Annotated in this window: 25 protein-coding genes; 11 read left to right on the top strand and 14 right to left on the bottom strand. The window is 64.6% G+C overall.

The annotated features are described in order from the left end of the window. Positions 1-40: 40 nt before the first annotated feature. The 12 genes from KUW00_RS13615 to KUW00_RS13670 all read right to left on the bottom strand — a co-directional run bounded on the left by KUW00_RS13615 (position 41) and on the right by KUW00_RS13670 (position 8895). Positions 41-565, bottom strand: a complete 525-nt coding sequence (locus KUW00_RS13615) for a hypothetical protein (RefSeq protein WP_222569318.1) — start codon at positions 563-565, stop codon at positions 41-43. 51 nt (positions 566-616) lie between these two features. Then, positions 617-886 (bottom strand): HPr family phosphocarrier protein, encoded by a 270-nt coding sequence (locus KUW00_RS13620; protein WP_045993249.1) that lies wholly within the window; start codon positions 884-886, stop codon positions 617-619. A gap of 2 nt (positions 887-888) precedes the next feature. Further along, positions 889-1770, bottom strand: a complete 882-nt coding sequence (rapZ, locus tag KUW00_RS13625) for an RNase adapter RapZ (RefSeq protein WP_045993250.1) — start codon at positions 1768-1770, stop codon at positions 889-891. A gap of 53 nt (positions 1771-1823) precedes the next feature. Continuing rightward, positions 1824-2309 carry a PTS IIA-like nitrogen regulatory protein PtsN gene (gene ptsN, locus KUW00_RS13630; RefSeq protein ID WP_045993251.1) on the bottom strand — a complete coding sequence of 162 codons (486 nt, stop codon included), beginning with the start codon at positions 2307-2309 and terminating at the stop codon, positions 1824-1826. A gap of 5 nt (positions 2310-2314) precedes the next feature. Then, positions 2315-2623, bottom strand: coding sequence for a ribosome hibernation-promoting factor, HPF/YfiA family (gene hpf / locus KUW00_RS13635; protein ID WP_108447660.1), 309 nt, complete (start codon positions 2621-2623; stop codon positions 2315-2317). Positions 2624-2782: 159 nt separating this feature from the next. Further along, on the bottom strand, positions 2783-4195 hold the full coding sequence (locus KUW00_RS13640; RefSeq protein WP_213228699.1) for an RNA polymerase factor sigma-54: 1413 nt from the start codon (positions 4193-4195) through the stop codon (positions 2783-2785). Positions 4196-4476: 281 nt separating this feature from the next. Further along, positions 4477-5202, bottom strand: a complete 726-nt coding sequence (lptB, locus tag KUW00_RS13645) for an LPS export ABC transporter ATP-binding protein (RefSeq protein WP_045993254.1) — start codon at positions 5200-5202, stop codon at positions 4477-4479. Then, a complete protein-coding gene (gene lptA, locus KUW00_RS13650) occupies positions 5202-5732 on the bottom strand; it encodes a lipopolysaccharide transport periplasmic protein LptA (RefSeq protein ID WP_083970449.1) in 531 nt (176 codons plus the stop codon). The genes lptB and lptA overlap by 1 nt, the downstream gene beginning before the upstream one ends. A 12-nt stretch (positions 5733-5744) precedes the next feature. Further along, positions 5745-6320: an LPS export ABC transporter periplasmic protein LptC gene (gene lptC, locus KUW00_RS13655; RefSeq protein ID WP_108132651.1), complete on the bottom strand. Its 576-nt coding sequence runs from the start codon at positions 6318-6320 to the stop codon at positions 5745-5747. Beyond that, positions 6317-6883 (bottom strand): KdsC family phosphatase, encoded by a 567-nt coding sequence (locus KUW00_RS13660; RefSeq protein ID WP_108132652.1) that lies wholly within the window; start codon positions 6881-6883, stop codon positions 6317-6319. Before KUW00_RS13660 ends, lptC begins: the two co-directional genes overlap by 4 nt. Positions 6884-6915: 32 nt before the next feature. After that, positions 6916-7914: a KpsF/GutQ family sugar-phosphate isomerase gene (locus tag KUW00_RS13665; RefSeq protein ID WP_108132801.1), complete on the bottom strand. Its 999-nt coding sequence runs from the start codon at positions 7912-7914 to the stop codon at positions 6916-6918. A gap of 30 nt (positions 7915-7944) precedes the next feature. Then, positions 7945-8895, bottom strand: coding sequence for a calcium/sodium antiporter (locus KUW00_RS13670; protein ID WP_108195019.1), 951 nt, complete (start codon positions 8893-8895; stop codon positions 7945-7947). Between the two features lie 249 nt (positions 8896-9144). Between KUW00_RS13670 and KUW00_RS13675 the strand changes: the two genes are divergently transcribed. The 9 genes from KUW00_RS13675 to hisD all read left to right on the top strand — a co-directional run bounded on the left by KUW00_RS13675 (position 9145) and on the right by hisD (position 16168). After that, on the top strand, positions 9145-9957 hold the full coding sequence (locus KUW00_RS13675) for an ATP-binding cassette domain-containing protein (protein WP_222569319.1): 813 nt from the start codon (positions 9145-9147) through the stop codon (positions 9955-9957). Beyond that, on the top strand, positions 9954-10736 hold the full coding sequence (gene mlaE / locus KUW00_RS13680) for a lipid asymmetry maintenance ABC transporter permease subunit MlaE (protein ID WP_045993259.1): 783 nt from the start codon (positions 9954-9956) through the stop codon (positions 10734-10736). Before KUW00_RS13675 ends, mlaE begins: the two co-directional genes overlap by 4 nt. Before the next feature lie 17 nt (positions 10737-10753). After that, positions 10754-11218, top strand: coding sequence for an outer membrane lipid asymmetry maintenance protein MlaD (gene mlaD / locus KUW00_RS13685; RefSeq protein WP_045993260.1), 465 nt, complete (start codon positions 10754-10756; stop codon positions 11216-11218). A gap of 34 nt (positions 11219-11252) precedes the next feature. Next, on the top strand, positions 11253-11903 hold the full coding sequence (locus KUW00_RS13690) for a phospholipid-binding protein MlaC (protein ID WP_045993261.1): 651 nt from the start codon (positions 11253-11255) through the stop codon (positions 11901-11903). Continuing rightward, complete coding sequence (locus KUW00_RS13695) at positions 11900-12235, top strand: lipid asymmetry maintenance protein MlaB (protein ID WP_045993262.1); 336 nt, start codon at positions 11900-11902, stop codon at positions 12233-12235. Before KUW00_RS13690 ends, KUW00_RS13695 begins: the two co-directional genes overlap by 4 nt. A gap of 283 nt (positions 12236-12518) precedes the next feature. After that, a complete protein-coding gene (locus KUW00_RS13700) occupies positions 12519-12773 on the top strand; it encodes a BolA family protein (RefSeq protein WP_045993263.1) in 255 nt (84 codons plus the stop codon). A gap of 13 nt (positions 12774-12786) precedes the next feature. Then, positions 12787-14049, top strand: coding sequence for a UDP-N-acetylglucosamine 1-carboxyvinyltransferase (gene murA / locus KUW00_RS13705; protein WP_108132653.1), 1263 nt, complete (start codon positions 12787-12789; stop codon positions 14047-14049). Between the two features lie 88 nt (positions 14050-14137). Next, positions 14138-14788, top strand: coding sequence for an ATP phosphoribosyltransferase (hisG, locus tag KUW00_RS13710; protein WP_045993265.1), 651 nt, complete (start codon positions 14138-14140; stop codon positions 14786-14788). A 66-nt stretch (positions 14789-14854) separates the two neighbouring features. Next, positions 14855-16168 (top strand): histidinol dehydrogenase, encoded by a 1314-nt coding sequence (gene hisD, locus KUW00_RS13715; RefSeq protein WP_222569320.1) that lies wholly within the window; start codon positions 14855-14857, stop codon positions 16166-16168. A 156-nt stretch (positions 16169-16324) separates the two neighbouring features. On the opposite strand, the gene KUW00_RS13720 is transcribed toward hisD, so the two are convergent. Continuing rightward, positions 16325-17578 (bottom strand): Do family serine endopeptidase, encoded by a 1254-nt coding sequence (locus KUW00_RS13720; RefSeq protein WP_222569321.1) that lies wholly within the window; start codon positions 17576-17578, stop codon positions 16325-16327. Between the two features lie 122 nt (positions 17579-17700). Between KUW00_RS13720 and KUW00_RS13725 the strand changes: the two genes are divergently transcribed. Beyond that, positions 17701-18462 (top strand): Nif3-like dinuclear metal center hexameric protein, encoded by a 762-nt coding sequence (locus tag KUW00_RS13725; protein WP_222569322.1) that lies wholly within the window; start codon positions 17701-17703, stop codon positions 18460-18462. Between the two features lie 81 nt (positions 18463-18543). Here the strand turns inward: KUW00_RS13725 and KUW00_RS13730 are convergent, their stop codons facing one another. Then, positions 18544-18987, bottom strand: coding sequence for a YhcB family protein (locus KUW00_RS13730; RefSeq protein ID WP_052704392.1), 444 nt, complete (start codon positions 18985-18987; stop codon positions 18544-18546). A gap of 215 nt (positions 18988-19202) precedes the next feature. On the opposite strand from KUW00_RS13730, the gene zapE reads away from it, so the two are divergent. Further along, the gene (zapE, locus tag KUW00_RS13735; RefSeq protein WP_045993362.1) at positions 19203-20369 is read left to right on the top strand and encodes a cell division protein ZapE; all 1167 of its coding nucleotides are present in this window, start codon (positions 19203-19205) and stop codon (positions 20367-20369) included. The last annotated feature ends 123 nt before the right edge of the window (positions 20370-20492 follow it).

Consider the following 20492-nt stretch of genomic DNA (forward strand, 5'->3'; position numbering starts at 1 on the left):
CGGTTCTTCCTTAGTGATGCTGGGCTTAGGGATGCTGGGCTCAGGGATGCTGGGCGTCGACACGTTCGAGAAAGCGCTCGAACAGGAATGCCTCGTCGTTTTTCAGCGAGCGACTCAGGCAGTCGATGAACTCTCGGCGCGGATAGGTGAAGACCCGCGGCGCCTTGTAGGCATCCAGATCGATGGCGATCACCTCTCCGTCGACGACCAGGAAGTTCTCGGTGTGCAGGCCACGACAGTGGATACGGTCACGGTACAAGGTTTCGAGAATGTCCAGGTAGCGGTTCTGCAGTTCCGGCGAGTCGAGGACTAGCTGTTTGAGCGCGATGCCGTGCACGTTGGCGGTGACCAGGCGATAGCGCTCTGCCGACAGGATTTTCGGTGTGGCGATACCCAGTCGCTCCAGTCGGCCGGCGACATAGCGAAAATTGTGGCCGGGGTAGCGCCGGATGCCCAGGCGGTAGCGCCAGCGATCGCTGGTCTTGGGCGTGAAGGTCTTGATGAAGGCGTCCTGGTCCGGATCGTAGTGGACCTCGGTGTACTTGCCGGTCTGGATCAGTTGCATGGCGTCCTTGGCAGGCAGGGGGTGGCGGTCAAAACAAGGAGAGGGAAGACGTCAGGCGTCTTCGTCGAAGCGTGCGTCGAACAGTGCCTCCAGAGCGTCCAGCACCGCGTCCGCGTCCTTGCCTTCGGCCTCCAGGGTCAGCTCCGTACCGCAGGGGGCGGCCAGCATCAGCAGCGACATGATGTTGGCGGCGTCACCCGAGCGGCTGCCATGGTGGACGGTGACGGTGGCGTCAAAGGGTTGGCAGCAGGTGACCAGGCGTGTCGCGGCGCGTGCATGCAGGCCGCGACGATTGGTCAGGGTCAGGGTGCGTCGGGCCACGCCTAGAGTCCTCCGCTGTCCAGTCGGCGTTGCTGGCCGAGTTCGCGGTGGCGTAGACGGACGCGGGGATGCTGGTCGGCCAGGGCCGAGGCGATTCCCTCGGCCAGGTAGACCGAACGATGCTGTCCTCCGGTGCAGCCCACCGCCACGGTGAGGTAGCTGCGCTGGCTTTGCTGATAGCGCGGTAGCCAGGTGCGCACCCAGGCGAGAATGTCGCGCTTCATGTCGGCGACGTCCTGATAGCGTTCGAGGAAGTCGATGACGCTGGGATCGCAGCCATTGGCATCACGCAGCGATGGTTCCCAGTAGGGATTGGGCAGACAGCGGGCATCGAACACGATGTCTGCATCCGGCGGCACGCCACGCTTGAAGCCGAAGGACTCCACGGTCAGGCTCAACTGGCCGCTGCGGTGGTCGGCGACCTGTTCGGCGATGCGCGAACGCAGTTCGTGCACCGACAGGCGAGAGCTGTCGATGACCAGATCGGCCAGGTCTCGAATACCCGAAAGGGCCTTCTGTTCGGACTCGATGGCTTCCGCCAGGGTCATGTCGCTATCACGGGTCAGGGGGTGACGGCGCCGCGTGTGGGAATAACGCTCGAGCAGAATTCGCGCATCACTGGTCAGGTAGACCACCTGGCAGTCGATCGGACTCTGCTTGAGGGACGCCAGCTGGGCGGGGAAGCGTTCCAGTGCCTCAGGCAGGTTGCGGGCGTCGACGCTGACGGCGATACGGCGGGAATGACCGTTTTCCAGCTCGTCCACCAGGGCGCCCAGCAAGGTCGCGGGAAGGTTGTCGATGGCGTAGAACCCCAGGTCCTCCAGGGCTTGAAGGGCCACGGACTTTCCCGAGCCGGAGCGACCACTGATGATCACGAGCTGCATGTCCTGTCTCCTTGGGCAGGCGTCCATTGCTGATGGCCTAGGCAAGGCCGCGATCAGGAGGGAGTGTCGTCCCCTGGCGCCTGTTGGCGGATGGCTTCCTGCAGGCGCTCGTGAAGCTCGCGCTGGGAGCTGGCGTGGCGCAGACGGTGACGTGTGTCGGCGTCGTTCATGACGCCGGCGACCTGGCCGAGCAGGGCGAGATGGGCGTCGTCGGCCTCTTCCGGTACCAGCAGCACGAACACCAGATCGACGGGCTCACCATCAATGGCATCGAAGTCGACAGGTTCCGCGAGTTTGAGGAAGCCGGAGATGGGCGCCTTGCAGTGGGGGTTGCGGGCATGGGGAATGGCGACGCCATTGCCTATGCCGGTACTGCCCAGGCGCTCACGTCCGATCAGCCGACTGAAGACCTCCTGGCTGTCCAGGCTCGGGGTGTTCTGCGCAATGAAGGTGCTGAAAAACTCCAGCACCCTCTTCTTGCTGCCTCCCGGGACATCGAACAATGTGCGCTCGGGAGGGAGAATGGCTTCCAATGTCATGAGAGTCAGCGAATTCCGGCGCCTTGGGCGCGGGCTTGGGATTTTTCCTTGTGCTTGACCAGCTGGCGGTCCAGCTTGTCGGCAAGGGCGTCGATAGCAGCATACATGTCGCCGTCCTGCGCTTCGGCATGCAGGTCGGCACCGGCGGCGTGAAGGGTGCAGGCGGCCAGCTGGCGTTCCTTTTCCACCGAGAGGGTCACCTGGACGTTGGTGATGTTGTCGTAGTGGCGCTCCACACGGGTGAGCTTCTCTTGTACGTAGTCACGCAGGGGATCGGTCAATTCGACGTGGTGGCCGGTGATGTTGACTTGCATGACAGGCTCCTTGCTCTTTCGGGTGGTGGCTTGATTGTAACCCTTTTTCCGATCCTGCAAACCCCCTCGACGCTACGCAGAAAGACGCAGATGTCATGCGAAATTTCAAGTGCTTGCGCTTTCCCGATAACTAGGCTAGCGACGCCGCAGCGCAAGGCCTCAGCGCAGTCGCTTGCGCTCGCTGGAAGACGGAATATTCATGGCTTCCCGGTACTTTGCCACGGTGCGTCTGGCGACATTGACGCCGTCTTCCGCCAGCAATTCCACCAGTTTGCTGTCCGACAGAGGTTTGCGGGCAGGTTCCTTTTGAATCAACGATTTGATCATGGCGCGGATGGCGGTACTGGAATGGGCGTCGCCATCCTGGCCGACCTGGCTCGAGAAAAAATACTTCAACTCGAACACGCCGCGAGGCGTGTGCACGAACTTCTGGGTGGTCACGCGGGAGATGGTGGACTCGTGCATCTCCACCTTGTCTGCGATATCGGCCAGCACCAACGGTTTCATGGCCGCTTCTCCCTGCTCGAGGAAGTCGATCTGACGCACCATGATTTCCCGGCCGACCTTCAGCAAGGTGTCGTTGCGGCTGGACAGACTCTTGATCAGCCAGCGCGCCTCCTGCAGGTGGTCCTTGAGGAACTGGTTGTCCTGGCTCTTGTCCGCGCGCCGAATCAGCGCAGCGTAGTCGGGCTGGATGCGCAGTCGGGGCATTGCATCCGGGTTGAGTTCAACTCGCCAGCCCTCTTCGGTGTGGCGCACCACCAGGTCGGGTATGACGTAGTCGTTATCGCTGTCACCGAACTGGCTGCCGGGACGTGGGTCGAGGCTCCGGATCAGCTCGATGACGCTGTCGAGTTGGTCGTCATCGAGTCCTAGTCGGCGCTTCAGCAGACGTCGGTCGCCGCTGGCCAGCGCCTCGAGAAACTGTCTTACCAGTCGTCCGGCCTGGGGCAGCAGGACGGTATCGCGAGGCAGGCTATCCAGTTGCAGCATCAAACACTCGCGCAGGTCGCGGGCGAACACTCCGGTCGGTTCGAACTGTTGCAGCCGAACCAGCACCGCCTCCACCTCGGCGAGGGGAGGGGGGCGACGACCGTCTTGCTCGAGCCCCTGGGCAATGTCATCCAGTGTCTGCTCGAGATAGCCGTCGGCGTTGACCGCGTCGAGCAGGCTCTCGGCGATCAGGCGCTCCTGGTCGCTGACGTCGAGCATCGCCAGTTGCCAGCTCAGGTGGCTGTGCAGTGACTGGGAGCTTGCCTGGCGCTCGAAATCCGGCGCCTCGCCACTGCCGGCGGGGGTGGTGCCCAGGTCCTGGTAGGTGTCGGACCAGTCGCTGTCCACACTGAGTTCCGAGGGAATCTGATCCGCCCAGTCATCTTCCACGGCTTCCCTGGTCTGCTGTTCGCCGAACTCGTCCTCGAGTTCGAGCATGGGGTTGGCCTCCAGCGCCTGCTGGACCTCCTGGCGCAGGTCCAGGGTCGAAAGCTGCAGCAGGCCGATCGCCTGTTGCAGTTGCGGGGTCATGGTCAGCTGGGTACCGATGCGCAGCTGCAGTGACGCCTTGAGGGCCATGGGTCGGGATCCACCAGTGTTGTCGAAAGGCTTTACCCTAACGACGAGTCATCAGACATGCAAGCATCTTGCCAAGTTGGTGTTTTTTGACCTGTGGGAGGGAGTGTAAAGGTCGATGTGGAACAACTTGGTAGGGGGGAGGTGCTTCTTTCGAGGGAGGCCCTGTGTGCAAGGTGAGGCCGACCCTTTCGGGGCCGGCGGTTGGATGCTGATGCTGGCAAATGTTGCGGCCGCTTGATGCGACTGCGACTGCGACTGCGGCTGTCGGGCGGCCCTGCGGTCTAGAGGCGGAAGTTCTCGCCCAGGTAGACCTCCTTGACGCGCTGGTTGGCGAGGATGGACTCGGCGCTGCCCTCGGCGATGATCTGGCCGTCGCCGACGATGTAGGCACGATCGCAGATATCGAGGGTCTCGCGCACGTTGTGATCGGTGATCAGGACGCCGATATCGCGGGCCTTGAGTTGACGAATGATGGACTTGATCTCGCCCACCGAGATCGGGTCGACCCCGGCGAAGGGTTCATCGAGGAGGATAAAGGCCGGCTCGGTGGCCAGGGCGCGAGCGATCTCGACCCGGCGCCGCTCCCCGCCGGACAGGCTCATGCCGGGGTTGTCGCGAATATGGCTGACGTGGAAATCCTCGAGGAGTTGCTCGAGACGTGCTTCTCGGCCCTCGCGGTCGAGGTCCTTGCGGGTCTCGAGGATCGCCATGATGTTGTCGGCCACCGACAGCTTGCGAAAGATCGAAGCCTCCTGAGGCAGGTAGCCGATACCGGCCAGCGCGCGCTGGTGCATGGCCGCGCGGCTCAGGTCCCGATCATCGATGCTGATGCTGCCGGCGTCGGCTCTGACCAGGCCGACGATCATGTAGAAGGAGGTGGTCTTGCCGGCCCCGTTGGGGCCCAGCAGACCGACGATGCTGCCCTGCTCGATCGACAGGCTGATGTCCTGGACGACGCGACGCTTCTTGTAGCTCTTGGCCAGATGGCGAGCGTGGAGAGTCTTCATCAGTTTCCTTGGCTTTCCGGCTCGAGGGTCATGCGAATGCGCTGCTCGCCCTGGACGCCCTGGGCGCTGGAGCGGGCCTGGACCACGCGGCGATCGAGGAAGTACTCCAGATAGGCACCGTCGAAGGTGTCATTGGCCTTGTGCAGCTCAGCCTGGTCGATCAGCTCCATGCGGCGTTCGGCCACGTGGTAGATCACCTTGCGGCCCCAGCCCTTGACCACCGGTTCTTCCGGGGATGGCTTCTGCTCGAGGTAGGCACGTGAGCCGGTCGCGGTCGCCAGTGACAGTTGTCCCTGGTCGTTGCGCTGGATCTCGACGCGTTCGCCGGTGAGGATCATGCTGCCTTGCACAATGCGCACGTCGCCGGTATAGACCGCGGTACCGGCGCGATCATCGAGATCCAGCTGGTCGGCCTCCACCTGAATCGGTGCGCTGCGATCACTTTCCAGCGCCAGGACACTGCTGCCGGTGGCGCCGGCGGCCAGGCCAAGGGCCAGGGCAAGCAGGAGGGCGGGACTTGGACGCATCATGGAAGGGGCTCCTTATTGAGGCTCTGGCGGATGATGACCGGTGACATTGTCGGTCAGGCGAGCGGTATTGTCATGGATCCAGGCGTCGAAGCGCTCCCCTTGCATCTGTTGAGGGGGTTGGCGTAGGACGGCTGGCGTTTCGCTCCAGACATGGCCACTGTCGCTGTCGTAGACCAATACCTCTGTATCAAGCTGCCAACGCTCCGCGGGGGCCTCGAGATGGGCGTCGCCCGACAGGGTCAGGGGGTTGCCGTCCGGACCCAGTTCACCGTTGTCGGCGTCGGCGATCCACTCTCGGCCGCTGTCGTCGATCAGCGCAAGGTCCGGCTGGTCCACCCGGGTGACGTCGTCGAGCGGTGTGTGCACAAGGCGTGGCGTATCGATGCGCTGATGGGGGGTGCCCTGGGCATCGAAGCGGGTCAGGCGGGCATCCACCAGGTAGTAGTCGGGCTCGCCGGCCTTGTCATTGGGTACCAGGTCGGGGACGTTGCTCTCGCGGGGGTCGAGCAACGTCAGGCCGCCACCGAGTACCAGCAGCAGGATGACCAGCCAGAAGCGAAAGCCTGGACGCAGTGCGCTCAGTTTCATGTCAGCGGTCCGTTGCTCAGGTAGCTGTCGATGATATCGTCGAGGCGGCCCTGGGCCATCAGCAGGGTGTCGGTGATCTCGCGCACCGCGCCATGTCCGCCGGCAACCTGGGTGACCCAGTCGGCGTGCTGACGAAGGTAGCAGGGGGCGCCTGGCACGGTGATGCCGACCGCACTGCGATGGATGCAGGGCAGATCCGGCAGGTCATCGCCGCAGTAGGCGACCTGGTCGAGGGTCAGGCCCAGCGAATCGCACAGCGATTCAAGGGCGGGCAGCTTGCGCTCGACCCCTTGCTGTACGTGCTCGATGCCGAGTGCTCTGGCTCTTTGAGTGACCATGGGGGAGCTGCGCCCGGTGATCAGGGCCACCTGGATGCCGGCGCGCTTGGCCAGCTTGAGGCCGTGGCCATCCAAGGTGTTGAACGCCTTCAACTCGGAGCCGTCGGCGTGGAAGTACAGTCGACCATCGGTCAGTACGCCGTCCACGTCCAGCGCCAGCAGCTTGATGTGGCGCAGGCGCTCCACCAGTTCCGGCGCGAGGGAGGCGAGAAGCTCGTGAGACATGACGGCGTTCCTTGTAAAGGGATAAATGAGGCTCAGATGACACCGGCGGCCAGCAGGTCGTGCATATGCAGTGCACCGATTGGGCGCTGCTCGTCATCGACCACCGCCAGGGCGGTGATCCGGCCTTCTTCCATCAGCTTGACCGCCTCCGCCGCCAGGGTGGCGGGGCCGATGCGTCGCCCGGGGGTGGTCATCACGTCATCCACGGTAAGCGAGCTGAAGTCCTGATGGCGATCCAGGGTGCGGCGCAGGTCGCCGTCGGTATAGACCCCGGCCAGGGTGCCGTCGGGGGATACCACGCAGGTAAAGCCGAGTCCCTGACGGGTGATCTCGAGCAGGGCGTCGCGCAGCGGCGAGCCCGACGGTACCGAGGGCAGCCGGTCGCCGGTATGCATCAGGTCGGCCACGGTCAACAGAAGTCGCTTGCCCAGGCTGCCGCCCGGGTGGGACAGGGCGAAATCCTCGGCGGTGAAGCCGCGGGTCTCGAGCAGCGCCACCGCCAGGGCGTCGCCCAGCGCCAGCGCTGCGGTGGTCGAAGAGGTCGGGGCCAGGTCCAGTGGGCAGGCCTCGCGCTCGACCCCTGCGTATAGATGGGCTTCGGCGTGGCGGGCCAGGGTCGACTGTGCTCGGCCGGTCATGCTGATCAGTGGAATGCCCATGCGCTTGAGCAGCGGCAGCAGGGCAGTGACCTCGGCGGTTTCGCCGGAGTTGGACAGTGCCAGGACGACGTCGCCGGGCGTGATCATGCCCAGGTCACCATGACTGGCTTCGCCGGGATGGACAAAGAAGGCCGGCGTGCCGGTGCTTGCCAGGGTGGCGGCGATCTTGCCGCCGACATGTCCCGACTTGCCCATGCCGGTGACGACCACCCGGCCGCGGCAGGCCAGCAGCAGTTGGCAGGCACGGTCGAAGTCGCCGTCGAGACGCCCGATCAGGGCGTCGATGGCGTCACGTTCCAGCTCCAGGGTGCGTCGTGCGATATCGCGGACGCTCAGGGTCGGCGTCTGCGCCGAGGAGGGGTGTTTGCTCATGGCCATGATTGTTGCCGTTTACTGCCGTTGTCACAAGGGGCCTGCCGCGACCGAAAGGCCGAGCCAGGTCAGATAAAGCGCATAGGTGCAGGCCAGCAGCGCGCCGATCCAGCGCCCCAGGCGCCCTCGGCGTTGCCACAGCAGCAGCGCCGCCAGCAGCAGCGTCAGGCCAAGCATTACCGGAAAGTCGCGGCCGGCGGCTGCGGGATCGGTGGCTCCCGGCGCCAGCAGCGCCGGTACCGGCAGTACCGCCAGCATATTGAACAGGTTGGAGCCGATGACGTTGCCGATGGCCAGATCGTGGTGGCGCTTCAGCGCGCTGGCCACGCAGGCGGCGAGTTCCGGCAGGCTGGTGCCGATGGCGACGACGGTCAGACCGATCACCAGCTCGCTTACGCCAAAGGTGCGTGCCAGCTCAGTGGCGCCCCAGACCAGGGCGCGGGAGCTGGCGATCATCACCGCCAGGGTCAGCACCAGCCAGCCGATGGCCTTGCCCAGTGCCATGCCGGGAATGTCGTCGGCCATCTCCTGTTCGGCCTCGTCGGCGCGAAACAGCCACCACAGGCTGAATACCAGCAGCGCGATCAGCAGGGCCGCGTCGAGGCGATCGAGGCTGCCATCGGCCAGGGCGTAGCCGGCGAGGCCGGTGGCGCCCAGCAGCAGTGGCAGCTCGCGGCGCACGATGGTGAAGCGCACCGGGATCGGCACCACCAGCGCAGTCACGCCCAGTACCAGCGCGATGTTGGCGATATTGGAGCCCAGCGCATTGCCGGTGGCCAGGTCGGGGGCGCCATCCAGCGAGGCCATCACCGAGACCACGATTTCCGGGGCAGAGGTGCCGATGGAGACGATGGTCATGCCGACCAGCATGATGCTCATGCCGGCGCGGTAGGCGGTGGCGGCGGCGGCGCCGACAAAGCGATCCGCGCTCCAGAGCAGGCCCACCAGGCCCAGGGCGACGACGACAGACGGTAACAGCATGGAGAACGACTTGGTTGCAGAAAGGGCGCCCATTGAACCCTTAGATAAACCTGCGCGCAAGCGCGCAACCGGGGCACTGGCATGCTGCATTTGAGTTAAGATACGATGTTCGAAAACCGAGCGCGGCTCAAGGCGCTCTATTCTCAAGGTTCGGGCTCAGGTCTGGCCAGGCGTCGAATCCGAGGATTCGGGGCGGGCGTCCGGTCTGAACCGCCGGTTCACGGTGATACTGACTCTATAGGGACTGCGATGACGGCTTCCTCCTTGGTGGAGGTGGAGAATCTGCATTTCACGCGCGGCGACAGGGATATCTTTCGCGGCGTGGATCTCTCCATACCCCGCGGCAAGATCACGGCCATCTTGGGGCCAAGTGGCACCGGGAAGACTACCCTGCTGAAACTGATCGGGGGGCAGCTCAACCCCAGTGGCGGGCGCGTCCTGATCGATGGTCAGGACGTCCATCGCCTGTCGCGCAAGGATCTGTTCCAGATGCGTCGGCGCATGGGCATGCTGTTCCAGAGTGGCGCGCTGTTTTCCGATCTCAGTGTCTACGAGAACGTGGCCTTTCCGCTGCGGGTCCACACCGATCTGCCGGAAAGCATGGTGCGTGACGTGGTGCTGATGAAGCTCGAGGCGGTGGGGCTGCGTGGGGCCAGAGACTTGATGCCAGCAGAGCTGTCCGGCGGCATGACACGGCGTGTGGCGCTGGCGCGGGCGGTGGCGCTGGATCCTGAATTGATTCTCTACGACGAGCCCTTCGTCGGCCAGGATCCGATCTCCATGGGTGTGCTGGTCCAGTTGATTCGGCGGCTGAATCAGGCGCTGGGCTTGACGGCGGTGGTGGTCTCCCACGATATCAAGGAGACCCTGTCCATCGCCGACTACGTCTACGTGGTCGCCGACGGGCGGGTCATGGCCCACGGCACACCGGCGTCGCTGGACGTGGAACAGGACGCCCGAGTCAGTCAGTTCGTGCATGGTGAGCCGGACGGCCCTGTGCCGTTTCACTACCCGGCCAACGATTTTCACGATGACATTCTGGGCCAGGGGAGCCGTCCATGATCGAACGAATCACCCATATGGGACGGCGCGGCTGCGACCTGCTGGAGGCCGTCGGCCGGGCCAGCATCTTTCTCGGCCAGTCCATGCTGGGGCGCCCCTCGGCAGAAGGGTTCAGCCTGTGGGTGGCCCAGGTCTATGCGGTCGGTGTGCTGTCATTGGCCATCGTGCTGGTGTCGGGGCTGTTCATCGGCATGGTGCTGGCGCTTCAGGGTTACACCATCCTGGTCGGGTTCGGTGCCGAGGACGCGCTCGGCCAGATGGTGTCGTTGGCCCTGTTGCGTGAACTGGCGCCGGTGGTGGCGGCGCTGTTGTTCGCCGGGCGCGCGGGCTCGGCATTGACCGCCGAGATTGGCCTGATGAAGGCCACCGAGCAGCTGACCAGCATGGAGATGATCGGCGTCGATCCGCTGCGTCGTATCGTGGCGCCACGCCTGTGGGCGGGATTCGTCTCGCTGCCGCTGTTGACCATCGGCTTCAGCGTGGTCGGCGTGTACGGCGGCTACCTGGTCGGGGTCGAGTGGCTCGGGGTATTCGAAGGCTCGTACTGGGGCAACATGCAGGCCAGCGTCGGCTTCTTTACCGATATCGGCAACGGCGTGGTCAAGAGCATCGTGTTCGCCATAGTGGTCACCTGGATTGCCGTGTTCCAGGGGTATGATCTGGTGCCGACCTCGGAAGGTATTTCGCGGGCCACCACCCGTACCGTGGTGTATTCCTCCCTGGCCGTGCTGGGCTTGGATTTCGTTCTTACCGCCGTGATGTTCGGCGGGCTTTCCTGATTCTGCGGAGACTGTCCATGAAGCGCAGCAAGACGATGGAGTTTGGTGTGGGCCTGTTCATGCTGGCCGGTATCCTGGGGCTGGTATTCCTGGGGCTCAAGGTCAGCGGCCTGGACCTGCAACGTGCCGACGACACCTACGAGCTCCGGGCCAACTTCGCGAATATCGGTGGGCTCAAGCCGCGGGCACGAGTGACGATGGCCGGGGTGACCGTGGGACGGGTAGAGAGCATCGAGCTGGATACCGAGTTCTACGATGCCGTGGTGGTGATGTCGCTGGACAGCTCCCTGGCCGGCAAGCTGCCGGATGACAGCACCGCGGCGATCCTTACCTCGGGCCTGCTTGGTGAGCAGTACATCGGGCTGTCGGTCGGGGGATCACCGGAGATGATCGCCGAGGGTGAGGCGATTCGTGATACCCAGTCCGCGCTGGTGCTCGAGGAACTGATCCAGCAGTTCGTGTCCAATCTGACGAAAGACTGATCCGGCAGTTTCCGGAGATACAAGGAGGCAACCCATGACCCGTTCTTTGCCCGCTATGGTTCACCTGCGCCGCTGGTTGATGGCGCTGATGATGGTGCTGGCCAGTCTGCCGGCCATGGCCCAGCAATCCCCCGAACAGCTGATTCGCGACAGCGTCAATGATCTGATGGGGATGATCGGCGGCCGAGAGGCCTACTTCATGGACCGTCCCGACGAGCTCAAGCAGATGGTCGACGAGAGTCTGCGTGGCGTCGCCGACTTTCGCTACATCGGCGCCAGTGTGATGGGCCGCTACTTCAACAATGCCACGCCGGAGCAGCGTTCGCGCTTCGTCGAGGTGTTCAAGCAGACCCTGCTCGACACCTATGCCAAGGGCCTGGTGACCTTCGAGTACAAGGAAGTTCGCGTGCTCGATAACCAGTCCGCCTCACGCTATGACGATCAGGACAGCGTCGAGATGGAAGTGGTGGCCACCGATGGCACCATCTACCCGGTCAACTACACCCTGCGCAAGTCCAACGGCCAGTGGCGGGTGGTCAATGTCATCGTCAACGGCATCAATCTCGGTCTGACCTTCCGCAACCAGTTCGATCAGGCCATGCGTGACCACAACCGTGACTACGACGCCGTGATCAACAACTGGTCGCCGGATGTCGGCGTCGACGAACTGGAGCGCGGTGCGTGAGCGTGTTGATGGAAGTGGCGTCGGCCCGCCTGCTCGAGGACGGAAGTACACTCCGGGTGTGTGGCAAGGTCGACTTCGACGGGGCCGCGGACATGGCCGAGGCAGGTCGTGAGTGGCTCCAGAGTCGGGCATCGGGCACCTCGGTGTGCCTCGACCTGAGCGAGGTGGAGCACGTCTCCAGCGCGGCGCTGACCATGATGCTCGAGTGGGCGCGTACCATTCGCCGGATCGGGCTGTCGCTCAACAGCATCAAGCTGTCGGCGCAGCTCAGGCAGTTGACCGAGCTGGCCGGTCTGGATGATCTGTTGCCTTCCAGCACCGTTACCGCCTAGCGGCGGTTGTCTGGCGGCTGGTGTCCGTGATGCGCCTGGTTCGACGTCTGAATCCAGCGCCTTGATCCGGGCTGCTCGCCCTCGCCGCTAGCCCTTCCGGCACCCCCGACCACCGCAAGGTGGCCGGGGGTGTCTTTTTTGTGACGGATGTATAGGTGGAAACCTCGCTGCGTCATCGCCAAGCGCGCCGCTTTTCTTTACCATATGCCCTTTGAGTTTTTTCGGGACGTCACGGCGAGGCCGTGGGCGTCTCCCGTCATTGGTCTGGTCAAGGAGCAGGTGCATGCAACCCAGCGACGTCAAAGCGCTGCTCGAGAGCCGTGTCGACGGCTGTGAATTTCATATCCAGGGTGAAGGCTGCAACTTTCAGGTGATTGCGGTGGGCGAACGCTTCGCCGAGCTGTCACCGGTCAAGCGTCAGCAGGTCATCTATGGTGCGCTGTCCGAGGAAATCGCCTCCGGCGCCCTTCATGCGGTCAGCATCAAGACCTATACCCCCGCACAGTGGCAGGCTGCCGCCGAAAACACCGGAGCCTGATGGTACCGCCTTCATGGACAAATTGATCATTACCGGCAACGGACCCGCCGAGGGCGACGTCTGGGCCAGTGGCGCCAAGAATGCAGCGCTGCCCATCCTGTGCGCCACCCTGCTGTCCGAAGAGCCGGTCACCATCGGCAATCTTCCCCACCTGCAGGACATCACCACCACCCTGGAACTGCTCGGCCACATGGGCGTGCAGGCGGTGATGGGCGAAAAGATGTGCATTCAGCTCAACGGAGCCCAGGTCAGCGATTGCCACGCGCCCTATGAGCTGGTCAAGAAGATGCGCGCCTCGATCCTGGTGCTGGGACCGCTGCTCGCCCACTTCGGCAAGGCCGACGTATCGCTGCCGGGCGGGTGCGCCATCGGCTCGCGTCCGGTGGACCTGCATATTCGTGGCCTCGAGGCCATGGGTGCCGATATCCGGGTCGAGGGTGGCTACATCCGTGCTACCACGCCGGGCCGCCTCAAGGGTGCCACCATCTTCTTCGATACCGTGACCGTGACCGGTACCGAGAACCTGCTGATGGCCGCGACCCTGGCCGACGGCACCACGGTGCTCGAGAACGCCGCCAAGGAACCCGAAATCGTGGATCTGGCCGAGTGCCTGATCAAGATGGGTGCCGATATCCGTGGTCACGGTACTGACACCATCACCATCGAAGGGGTGGAGCGGCTCCACGGGGCTCGCCACGACGTCATGCCGGACCGTATCGAGACCGGCACCTTCCTGGTCGCAGCGGCGCTCAGCCGTGGCCGCGTTCGGGTGCGTCGTACCCGTGCCGACATTCTCGAGGCGGTGCTGGCCAAGCTCGAGGAGGCGGGGGCCAGGATTACCACCGGTGAGGACTGGATCGAGCTGGACATGGAAGGGCGCAGGCCCAAGGCGGTCAATATCAGGACCGCTCCCTATCCGGCCTTTCCCACCGACATGCAGGCCCAGTTCGTGGCCATGAATGCGGTGGCCGAGGGCTCCTCGCGAGTGGTCGAGACGATCTTCGAGAATCGTTTCATGCACGTGCAGGAGTTGAACCGCATGGGCGCCAACATCGCCCTGGAAGGCAACACTGCCGTCATCGAAGGCGTCGAGCATCTGTCCGGTGCACCGGTGATGGCCACCGATCTGCGCGCTTCGGCCTCACTGGTGATCGCGGCGATGATGGCCAAGGGCGAGACCCTGGTCGATCGTATCTACCACATCGATCGCGGCTACGAATGCATCGAGGAAAAGCTCCACCTGCTGGGTGCTCGGATCAAGCGCGTCCCGGGCTGAGCTTTCTTCGCCCAGCCGGCTCGGACTGCCCGAGCCGGCGCGGGGAAACACGCCACATTGACTTCCAACCCGACAACCGGGCGAGACCATGAGCAAGCAATTGATAGTGGCGCTCTCCAAGGGGCGCATTCTCGACGAGACGCTGCCACTGCTGGCGGATGCCGGCATCCGGCCCGCCGAGGACCTGGGCAAGAGTCGCAAGCTGTTGTTCGACACCAATCTGCCAGACGTCAAGCTGGTGGTGATTCGTGCCACCGATGTGCCGACCTATGTGCAGCTGGGGGCGGCGGACCTGGGGGTCGCCGGCAAGGATGTGCTGCTGGAGCACGGTGCCGAGGGACTCTATGAGCCGCTGGACCTCAATATCGCGCGTTGCAAGCTGATGACCGCTGGTATTCAGGGTGCCGAGCCCGCCCGTGCCCGGCGTCGGGTGGCGACCAAGTTCGTCAATGTGGCGCGGCGCTATTACGCCGAGCAGGGCATCCAGGCAGAGGTCATCAAGCTGTACGGGGCGATGGAGCTGGCGCCGCTGATGAACCTGGCCGACGAGATCGTCGATATCGTCGATACCGGCAATACGCTGCGTGCCAATGGTATGGAGCCACGGGAACTGATGGCCCATATCAGCACCCGGTTGGTGGTCAATCAGGCCTCGATGACCATCAAGCATGATCAGATCAAGCCGCTGCTGCGCCGCTTGAGCGACGCCGTCGAGGCGCGGCGGCAGGCGGCAAGCTGAGCGCACCAGCCAACGGAACCCGAGGGTTCTCAACGTATGGCCAAGACAGAAGCGGAGATTTCCGACATGAGCCAAGACACGCCCCTGGTGGCCCGACTCTCGACCCGGGACGCGGATTTCGAGTCCCGTCTCACCGACCTGCTGGCGTGGGAAGGCGTGTCGGACCATGGTGTCCAGCAGGCGGTCTCCGAGATCATCAGCCAGGTGCGTCGGGAGGGCGACGCCGCCCTGGTGGCGCTGACCTGTCGCCTCGATCGCCTCGAGGCCTCAAGCATGGCGGATCTGACCCTGGGGGCCGATCGTCTCGAGGCCGCCTACGCCGCTCTGCCCGACGACCAGCGTCAGGCGCTGGCCGCCGCCGCCGAGCGTATCCGCGTCTACCACGAACGCCAGAAGCCCACTTCCTGGCAGTACACCGAAGATGACGGCACCGTGCTGGGGCAGAAGGTGACGCCGCTGGATCGCGCCGGTATCTATGTGCCCGGCGGCAAGGCCGCCTATCCCTCATCGGTGCTGATGAACGCTGTGCCGGCCCACGTGGCGGGAGTGCGGGAGATCATCATGGTGGTGCCCACGCCCGACGGCGTGGTCAACGATCTGGTGCTGGCGGCGGCGCATCTGGCCGGGGTCGACAAGGTGTTTACCCTGGGCGGTGCCCAGGCCGTGGCGGCGCTGGCCTATGGCACCGAAAGCGTGCCCAGGGTCGACAAGATCGTCGGGCCGGGCAACATTTATGTGGCCACCGCCAAGCGCGCGGTCTTTGGTCAGGTGGGGATCGACATGATCGCCGGGCCCTCCGAGATCCTGGTGGTGTCCGACGGCCAGACCGATCCTGACTGGCTGGCCATGGACCTGTTCTCCCAGGCAGAGCACGACGAAGACGCCCAGGCGATCCTGGTCAGCTGGGATGTGGAGCATCTGGCGGCGGTGGAAGCGTCCATGGAACGGCTGCTGCCGACGCTCGAGCGCGAAGCCATCGCCGGGGCCTCGCTGCGTACGCGCGGTGCGCTCATCGCCTGTCGTGACGAGGGCGAGGCGCTGGAGTTGATCAATCGCATCGCGCCGGAGCACCTGGAGTTGTCGGTGGAGCACCCGGAGCGACTGGCGGAGCAGGTGCGCCACGCCGGAGCCATCTTCATGGGGCGGCATACCGCAGAGGCGCTGGGCGACTACTGCGCTGGTCCCAACCACGTGCTGCCGACCTCGGGTACGGCGCGCTTCTCGTCACCGCTTGGCGTCTACGACTTCCAGAAGCGCTCTTCGATCATTCACTGCTCGCCACAGGGGGCGTCTACCCTGGGCAAGACCGCCTCGGTGCTGGCTCGTGGTGAATCGCTGACCGCCCACGCGCGTTCGGCGGAGTACCGCATCAAGGATTGAAGCGACGCAGGGCCGGTGGTCGTTGTGACCGAGCGCCCCCGGCCCCAGACAGGCATCCAGACATGAAAAGGCCCGGAGCAATTCCGGGCCTTTTCATGTCTGGACGGTGGGGCACGCCTGGACACTGCCTCTGCGTTACCCACCTCGGGGTGCGTCTCAGGGGGCTGACTGGCTGCTGCCGGTCTGCTGCGACTGGGATTGGGGCGTGGGGCGCTCGCCGACTTCCAGTTCCACCTCGATCGACTTGCCGTCGCGGGCGACGCTGACGGTCAGGGTGGTGCCGGGAGCCACCGCAGCGATGTCGCTCATGGTCCGACGCGGATCGATCACCGCGCGACCGTCGACCTCGAGCAGCACGTCTCCGGGTTTCAGTCCCGCCCGGTCGGCCGGTCCCTGGGACACCACCCCGGCGATGATCACCCCGGCCGGTGCCTGCAGCCCGAAGGAGGCGGCCAGTTCCTGGTTCAGCTCCTGGGCCTCGATGCCGAGCCAGCCGCGGATGACCCGGCCGTGGGTGACCAGCTCGTCGAGGATGCTGCGGGCCAGGTTGGCCGGGATCGCGAAACCGATGCCCTGGGAGCCCCCCGAGCGGGAGAAGATGGCGGTGTTGATGCCGACCAGGGCGCCGTCGGGGTTGATCAGGGCGCCACCGGAGTTGCCCGGGTTGATCGCCGCATCGGTCTGGATGAAGTCCTCATAGGCGTTGAGTCCCAGGTGGCTGCGACCGGTGGCGCTGATGATGCCCATGGTCACCGTCTGGCCGACCCCGAAGGGGTTGCCGATGGCCAGCGAAACGTCGCCCACCGCGACCTTGCGCGAGTCGGTCAGCTCGATCACCGGCAGGTCGCCGAGATCGATCTTGAGTACCGCCAGGTCGCTTTCGGGATCGGTGCCGATGACCCGGGCCAGGGTCTCGCGGCCGTCGCGCAGCGCCACCTGGACCTGGTCGGCGCCGCTGATGACGTGGTGGTTGGTCAGCACGTAGCCGTCCTCGCTGACGATGACGCCGGAGCCAAGGCTCGAAAGCATGCGTTGGCGCGACGGCACGTCATTGTTGCCGAAGAACTGGCGGAAGAAGGGGTCTGACATCAGCGGGTGGGTTTCCCGTTCCACGACCCGCGAGGAGTAGACGTTGACCACCGCGGGCGCGGCCTTCTCCACCGCCTCGGCGTAGCTCACGGGGCCGCCACGGCGGTCCAGCGGCGCAGCCTCCTTGACCTCCGGGGCAGGGCGTTGCGGTGCCTGCTGCTCGGTGGGTGTCGCTGGTGGCGTGGCGGGAACTACCGTCAGGCTGTCACCGCTCGGTGACGGTAGTCTGCCGAGCCGTTCGGGGAAGGCATTGATCAGCACGATGGCGAGCAGAATGCCGATGAGGACCGGCCAGATATAGGTCGAGAGGGTGCGTCGCATGCGGCGATGATCCTTGGCGCTTGGCAGTGAGGCGGTCGCGGGCCGGCGGGGCGGTGCGTACAATGTGCGCCATTGTAGCATCGCCAACCTGATGCTTGTTTGGAGCTATTTCAGGAGATCTCATGATAGACCGCGACGAACTGGTATCGGCCTGCGAGCAGCTGCTGGAGGCCCGGCGCTTCAAGGACTACACCGAGAACGGGCTGCAGGTGGAGGGCGCACGCACGGTCACCCGTGTGCTCTCCGGCGTCACCGCCTGTCAGGCGCTGCTTGACGAGGCGGTGCGCTGGCAGGCCGATCTGGTGCTGGTGCACCACGGCTACTTCTGGAAGAACGAGCCGGTGGCGGTCACCGGCATGAAGCGCCGGCGGCTGGCGACCTTGCTGGCCAACGACATCAACCTGCTGGCCTACCACCTGCCATTGGACGCCCATCCCGAGCTTGGCAACAATGCGACCCTGGCGCAGCGCCTGGGGTGGACGGTGGAGGGAACGCTGGACGCGCCCATGGGCGAAGGGCTTCTGTGGCACGGTCGGCTGGAAAGGCCAATGGGCGTTGCCGAGCTGGCTGCCCAGGTAGGAGCGTCGCTGGCACGCGAGCCGTTGGTGATCGAGGCGCCTGGTACCGAGGCGGTGAGTCGAATCGCCTGGTGTACCGGCGGCGCCCAGGACATGATCATCCCGGCCGCCGAGGCCGGTGCCGAGGTGTTCGTTTCGGGCGAGATATCCGAGCGCACCACCCACCTGGCGCGGGAGATAGGGATCCACTATCTGGCAGCGGGTCATCACGCCACCGAGCGCTACGGCGTCCAGGCGTTGGGGGAATGGCTGGCGCAGCGCTTTGGTGTCGAGCACCGCTTCGTCGACATCGACAACCCTGCCTGAGCAGCAAGCGCTATCGACCGCTTGTGTCGCTGCCAACGCCAGAGCCCGCACCAGTGTGCGGGCTCTGTCATGGCGGGGTGGTCAGTAACGTGGCGGGCGCGGTTCTGCGTTCTGGTCGTCATTGGCCTGGCGCAGACCGAAGTCCTCTGACAGGGTGCCGCGGTTGCCGTCGGCGTAGTCCCGCGGAATGGCGATATCATCGCTGGTCTCGCCGGGTTCGCTGGGCGGTGTCACCTCGCCACCGATGGCCTTGCTGCCAAGCTGGCGCGCCGACTCGTGAAGTTGGCGCTGCAGGGTGAGGGCGTCATCGCAGACCTGCCGGGCCAGGTCGTCCATCTGTTGCAGGTGGTCGTCGACACCGTCTTTCCACTCGGTCAGCTGGCGTTCCCGTTCGGTCAGCTTGAGGCGCAGCCTTTGGGCACTGCGTGCGCCGCCGTTGAGCAGGTGGTAGCCCAGTGCGCCGAGTCCAATTCCGGCCACCAGGCAAGCCGCCGCCAGGATCATGTTGAAGTTGCTTGGTTCCACGTAGTTCTCCCTGAGCTCTTTCGGACGACCCGCGGCCGCCGCCGGCCTGGCCGACGGCCCATTATAGAGGCGTTGGCTCATAAAGGGTCAATGGCCTGGGGCCTCCCTTGTCGTGCTGGCGCGATGCGCTGTTGCCGGTCGCGGCCTGGGACCTGCCATTCCTGTGTGGTCTGCGTATAATGCGGCTCCGAACTTGTTGACAGTCAGGACGCTACATGAGCTCTTCCCCGTCGAGCAGTGGTCGGCCAGAAACTCCGCTGGAACGCTACCGGCGCGACCTCCAACGTGATGATTTCACGGAGGATGCCGCCCAGGCCAATGCCGTGGCGCATCTGCAGCGACTGTATGACGAGCTGGTGGCAGCGCCCAAGGCCAAGGCGCCGGCGGCGGCCCGCGACGGCTGGGCGTCGAAGGTGAAGGGCCTGTTCGGGCGCAAGGAGGAAGAGCAGGAGCCGGCGCTGCCAGCCATCTCCGGGCTCTATTTCTGGGGCGGAGTCGGTCGTGGCAAGACCTACCTGGTCGACACCTTCTACGAAGCGCTGCCGTTTCCCCAGAAGATGCGCACCCATTTCCATCGCTTCATGCAGCGTGTCCACAACGAGCTGGATCACTGCAAGGGCGAGAAGAACCCGCTCCGGCTGATCGCCGGCAAGTTTGCCGAGGAGGCGAGGGTGATCTGTTTTGACGAATTCTTCGTCAAGGACATCACCGATGCCATGATTCTGGCCAATCTGCTCGAGGCGTTGTTCGAGCGCGGTGTGGTGCTGGTCGCCACCTCCAACATCGTGCCGGACGATCTGTACAAGGATGGCCTGCAGCGTTCTCGCTTTCTGCCGGCCATCGATCTGCTCAAGCGCCACTGTGAGGTGGTCAACGTCGATTCCGGCGTCGACTATCGACTGCGGGCGCTGGAGCGCGCCGAGATCTTCCATTCGCCGCTGGACGAGGCGGCGGATCAGGAGCTCGAGCGCAGCTTTCGCGAGATCGCCGGTCAGGCGGGGGAAGAGCAGGTGCCGGTGGAGATCAACCATCGCATCCTCAAGGCGCGTCGACTGCACGAGGACGTGGTCTGGTTCGACTTTCTCGAGCTGTGCGACGGGCCGCGCAGTCAGAACGACTACATCGAGCTGGCTCGCGAGTTCCACACGGTCCTGGTGTCCTGTGTGCGGCGCATGGACGCCGCCACCGACGATCAGGCCAGGCGCTTCATCAACATGGTCGACGAGTTCTACGACCGTGGCGTCAAGCTGTTGATGTCCGCCGAAGCGCCGGCAGAGGCGCTCTATGAGGGTGGCAAGCTGGAGTTCGAGTTCGAGCGCACTCTGTCCAGGCTTCAGGAGATGCAGTCCCGGGAGTACCTGGCGCTGCCCCACAAGCCTTGAGCCGACGGTGATTGCGTGTGTCCGAGGGGGTGACGGCACGCTTTCGCTCATGTAGAATGCGCGCTCGCTCGACCGTTGTGGCGGCATCGTCCGGATTTCCGGGTGCCGCGCAACCAAGAAAAA

This window comes from Halomonas sp. DP5N14-9 (genome assembly GCF_019802175.1).
GTDB lineage: Bacteria > Pseudomonadota > Gammaproteobacteria > Pseudomonadales > Halomonadaceae > Halomonas > Halomonas litopenaei.

Coding starts and splice junctions, on each gene's coding strand:
- mlaE (WP_045993259.1), top strand. CDS start 9,954: ATGATCGAACGAATCACCCATATGGGACGGCGCGGCTGCGACCTGCTG.
- ptsN (WP_045993251.1), bottom strand. CDS start 2,309: ATGACATTGGAAGCCATTCTCCCTCCCGAGCGCACATTGTTCGATGTC.
- KUW00_RS13720 (WP_222569321.1), bottom strand. CDS start 17,578: ATGCGACGCACCCTCTCGACCTATATCTGGCCGGTCCTCATCGGCATT.
- KUW00_RS13615 (WP_222569318.1), bottom strand. CDS start 565: ATGCAACTGATCCAGACCGGCAAGTACACCGAGGTCCACTACGATCCG.
- hisD (WP_222569320.1), top strand. CDS start 14,855: ATGAGCCAAGACACGCCCCTGGTGGCCCGACTCTCGACCCGGGACGCG.
- murA (WP_108132653.1), top strand. CDS start 12,787: ATGGACAAATTGATCATTACCGGCAACGGACCCGCCGAGGGCGACGTC.
- zapE (WP_045993362.1), top strand. CDS start 19,203: ATGAGCTCTTCCCCGTCGAGCAGTGGTCGGCCAGAAACTCCGCTGGAA.
- rapZ (WP_045993250.1), bottom strand. CDS start 1,770: ATGCAGCTCGTGATCATCAGTGGTCGCTCCGGCTCGGGAAAGTCCGTG.
- lptA (WP_083970449.1), bottom strand. CDS start 5,732: ATGATGCGTCCAAGTCCCGCCCTCCTGCTTGCCCTGGCCCTTGGCCTG.
- KUW00_RS13640 (WP_213228699.1), bottom strand. CDS start 4,195: ATGGCCCTCAAGGCGTCACTGCAGCTGCGCATCGGTACCCAGCTGACC.
- hisG (WP_045993265.1), top strand. CDS start 14,138: ATGAGCAAGCAATTGATAGTGGCGCTCTCCAAGGGGCGCATTCTCGAC.
- KUW00_RS13700 (WP_045993263.1), top strand. CDS start 12,519: ATGCAACCCAGCGACGTCAAAGCGCTGCTCGAGAGCCGTGTCGACGGC.
- KUW00_RS13725 (WP_222569322.1), top strand. CDS start 17,701: ATGATAGACCGCGACGAACTGGTATCGGCCTGCGAGCAGCTGCTGGAG.
- KUW00_RS13675 (WP_222569319.1), top strand. CDS start 9,145: ATGACGGCTTCCTCCTTGGTGGAGGTGGAGAATCTGCATTTCACGCGC.
- KUW00_RS13690 (WP_045993261.1), top strand. CDS start 11,253: ATGACCCGTTCTTTGCCCGCTATGGTTCACCTGCGCCGCTGGTTGATG.
- lptC (WP_108132651.1), bottom strand. CDS start 6,320: ATGAAACTGAGCGCACTGCGTCCAGGCTTTCGCTTCTGGCTGGTCATC.
- hpf (WP_108447660.1), bottom strand. CDS start 2,623: ATGCAAGTCAACATCACCGGCCACCACGTCGAATTGACCGATCCCCTG.
- KUW00_RS13660 (WP_108132652.1), bottom strand. CDS start 6,883: ATGTCTCACGAGCTTCTCGCCTCCCTCGCGCCGGAACTGGTGGAGCGC.
- mlaD (WP_045993260.1), top strand. CDS start 10,754: ATGAAGCGCAGCAAGACGATGGAGTTTGGTGTGGGCCTGTTCATGCTG.
- lptB (WP_045993254.1), bottom strand. CDS start 5,202: ATGAAGACTCTCCACGCTCGCCATCTGGCCAAGAGCTACAAGAAGCGT.
- KUW00_RS13665 (WP_108132801.1), bottom strand. CDS start 7,914: ATGAGCAAACACCCCTCCTCGGCGCAGACGCCGACCCTGAGCGTCCGC.
- KUW00_RS13670 (WP_108195019.1), bottom strand. CDS start 8,895: ATGCTGTTACCGTCTGTCGTCGTCGCCCTGGGCCTGGTGGGCCTGCTC.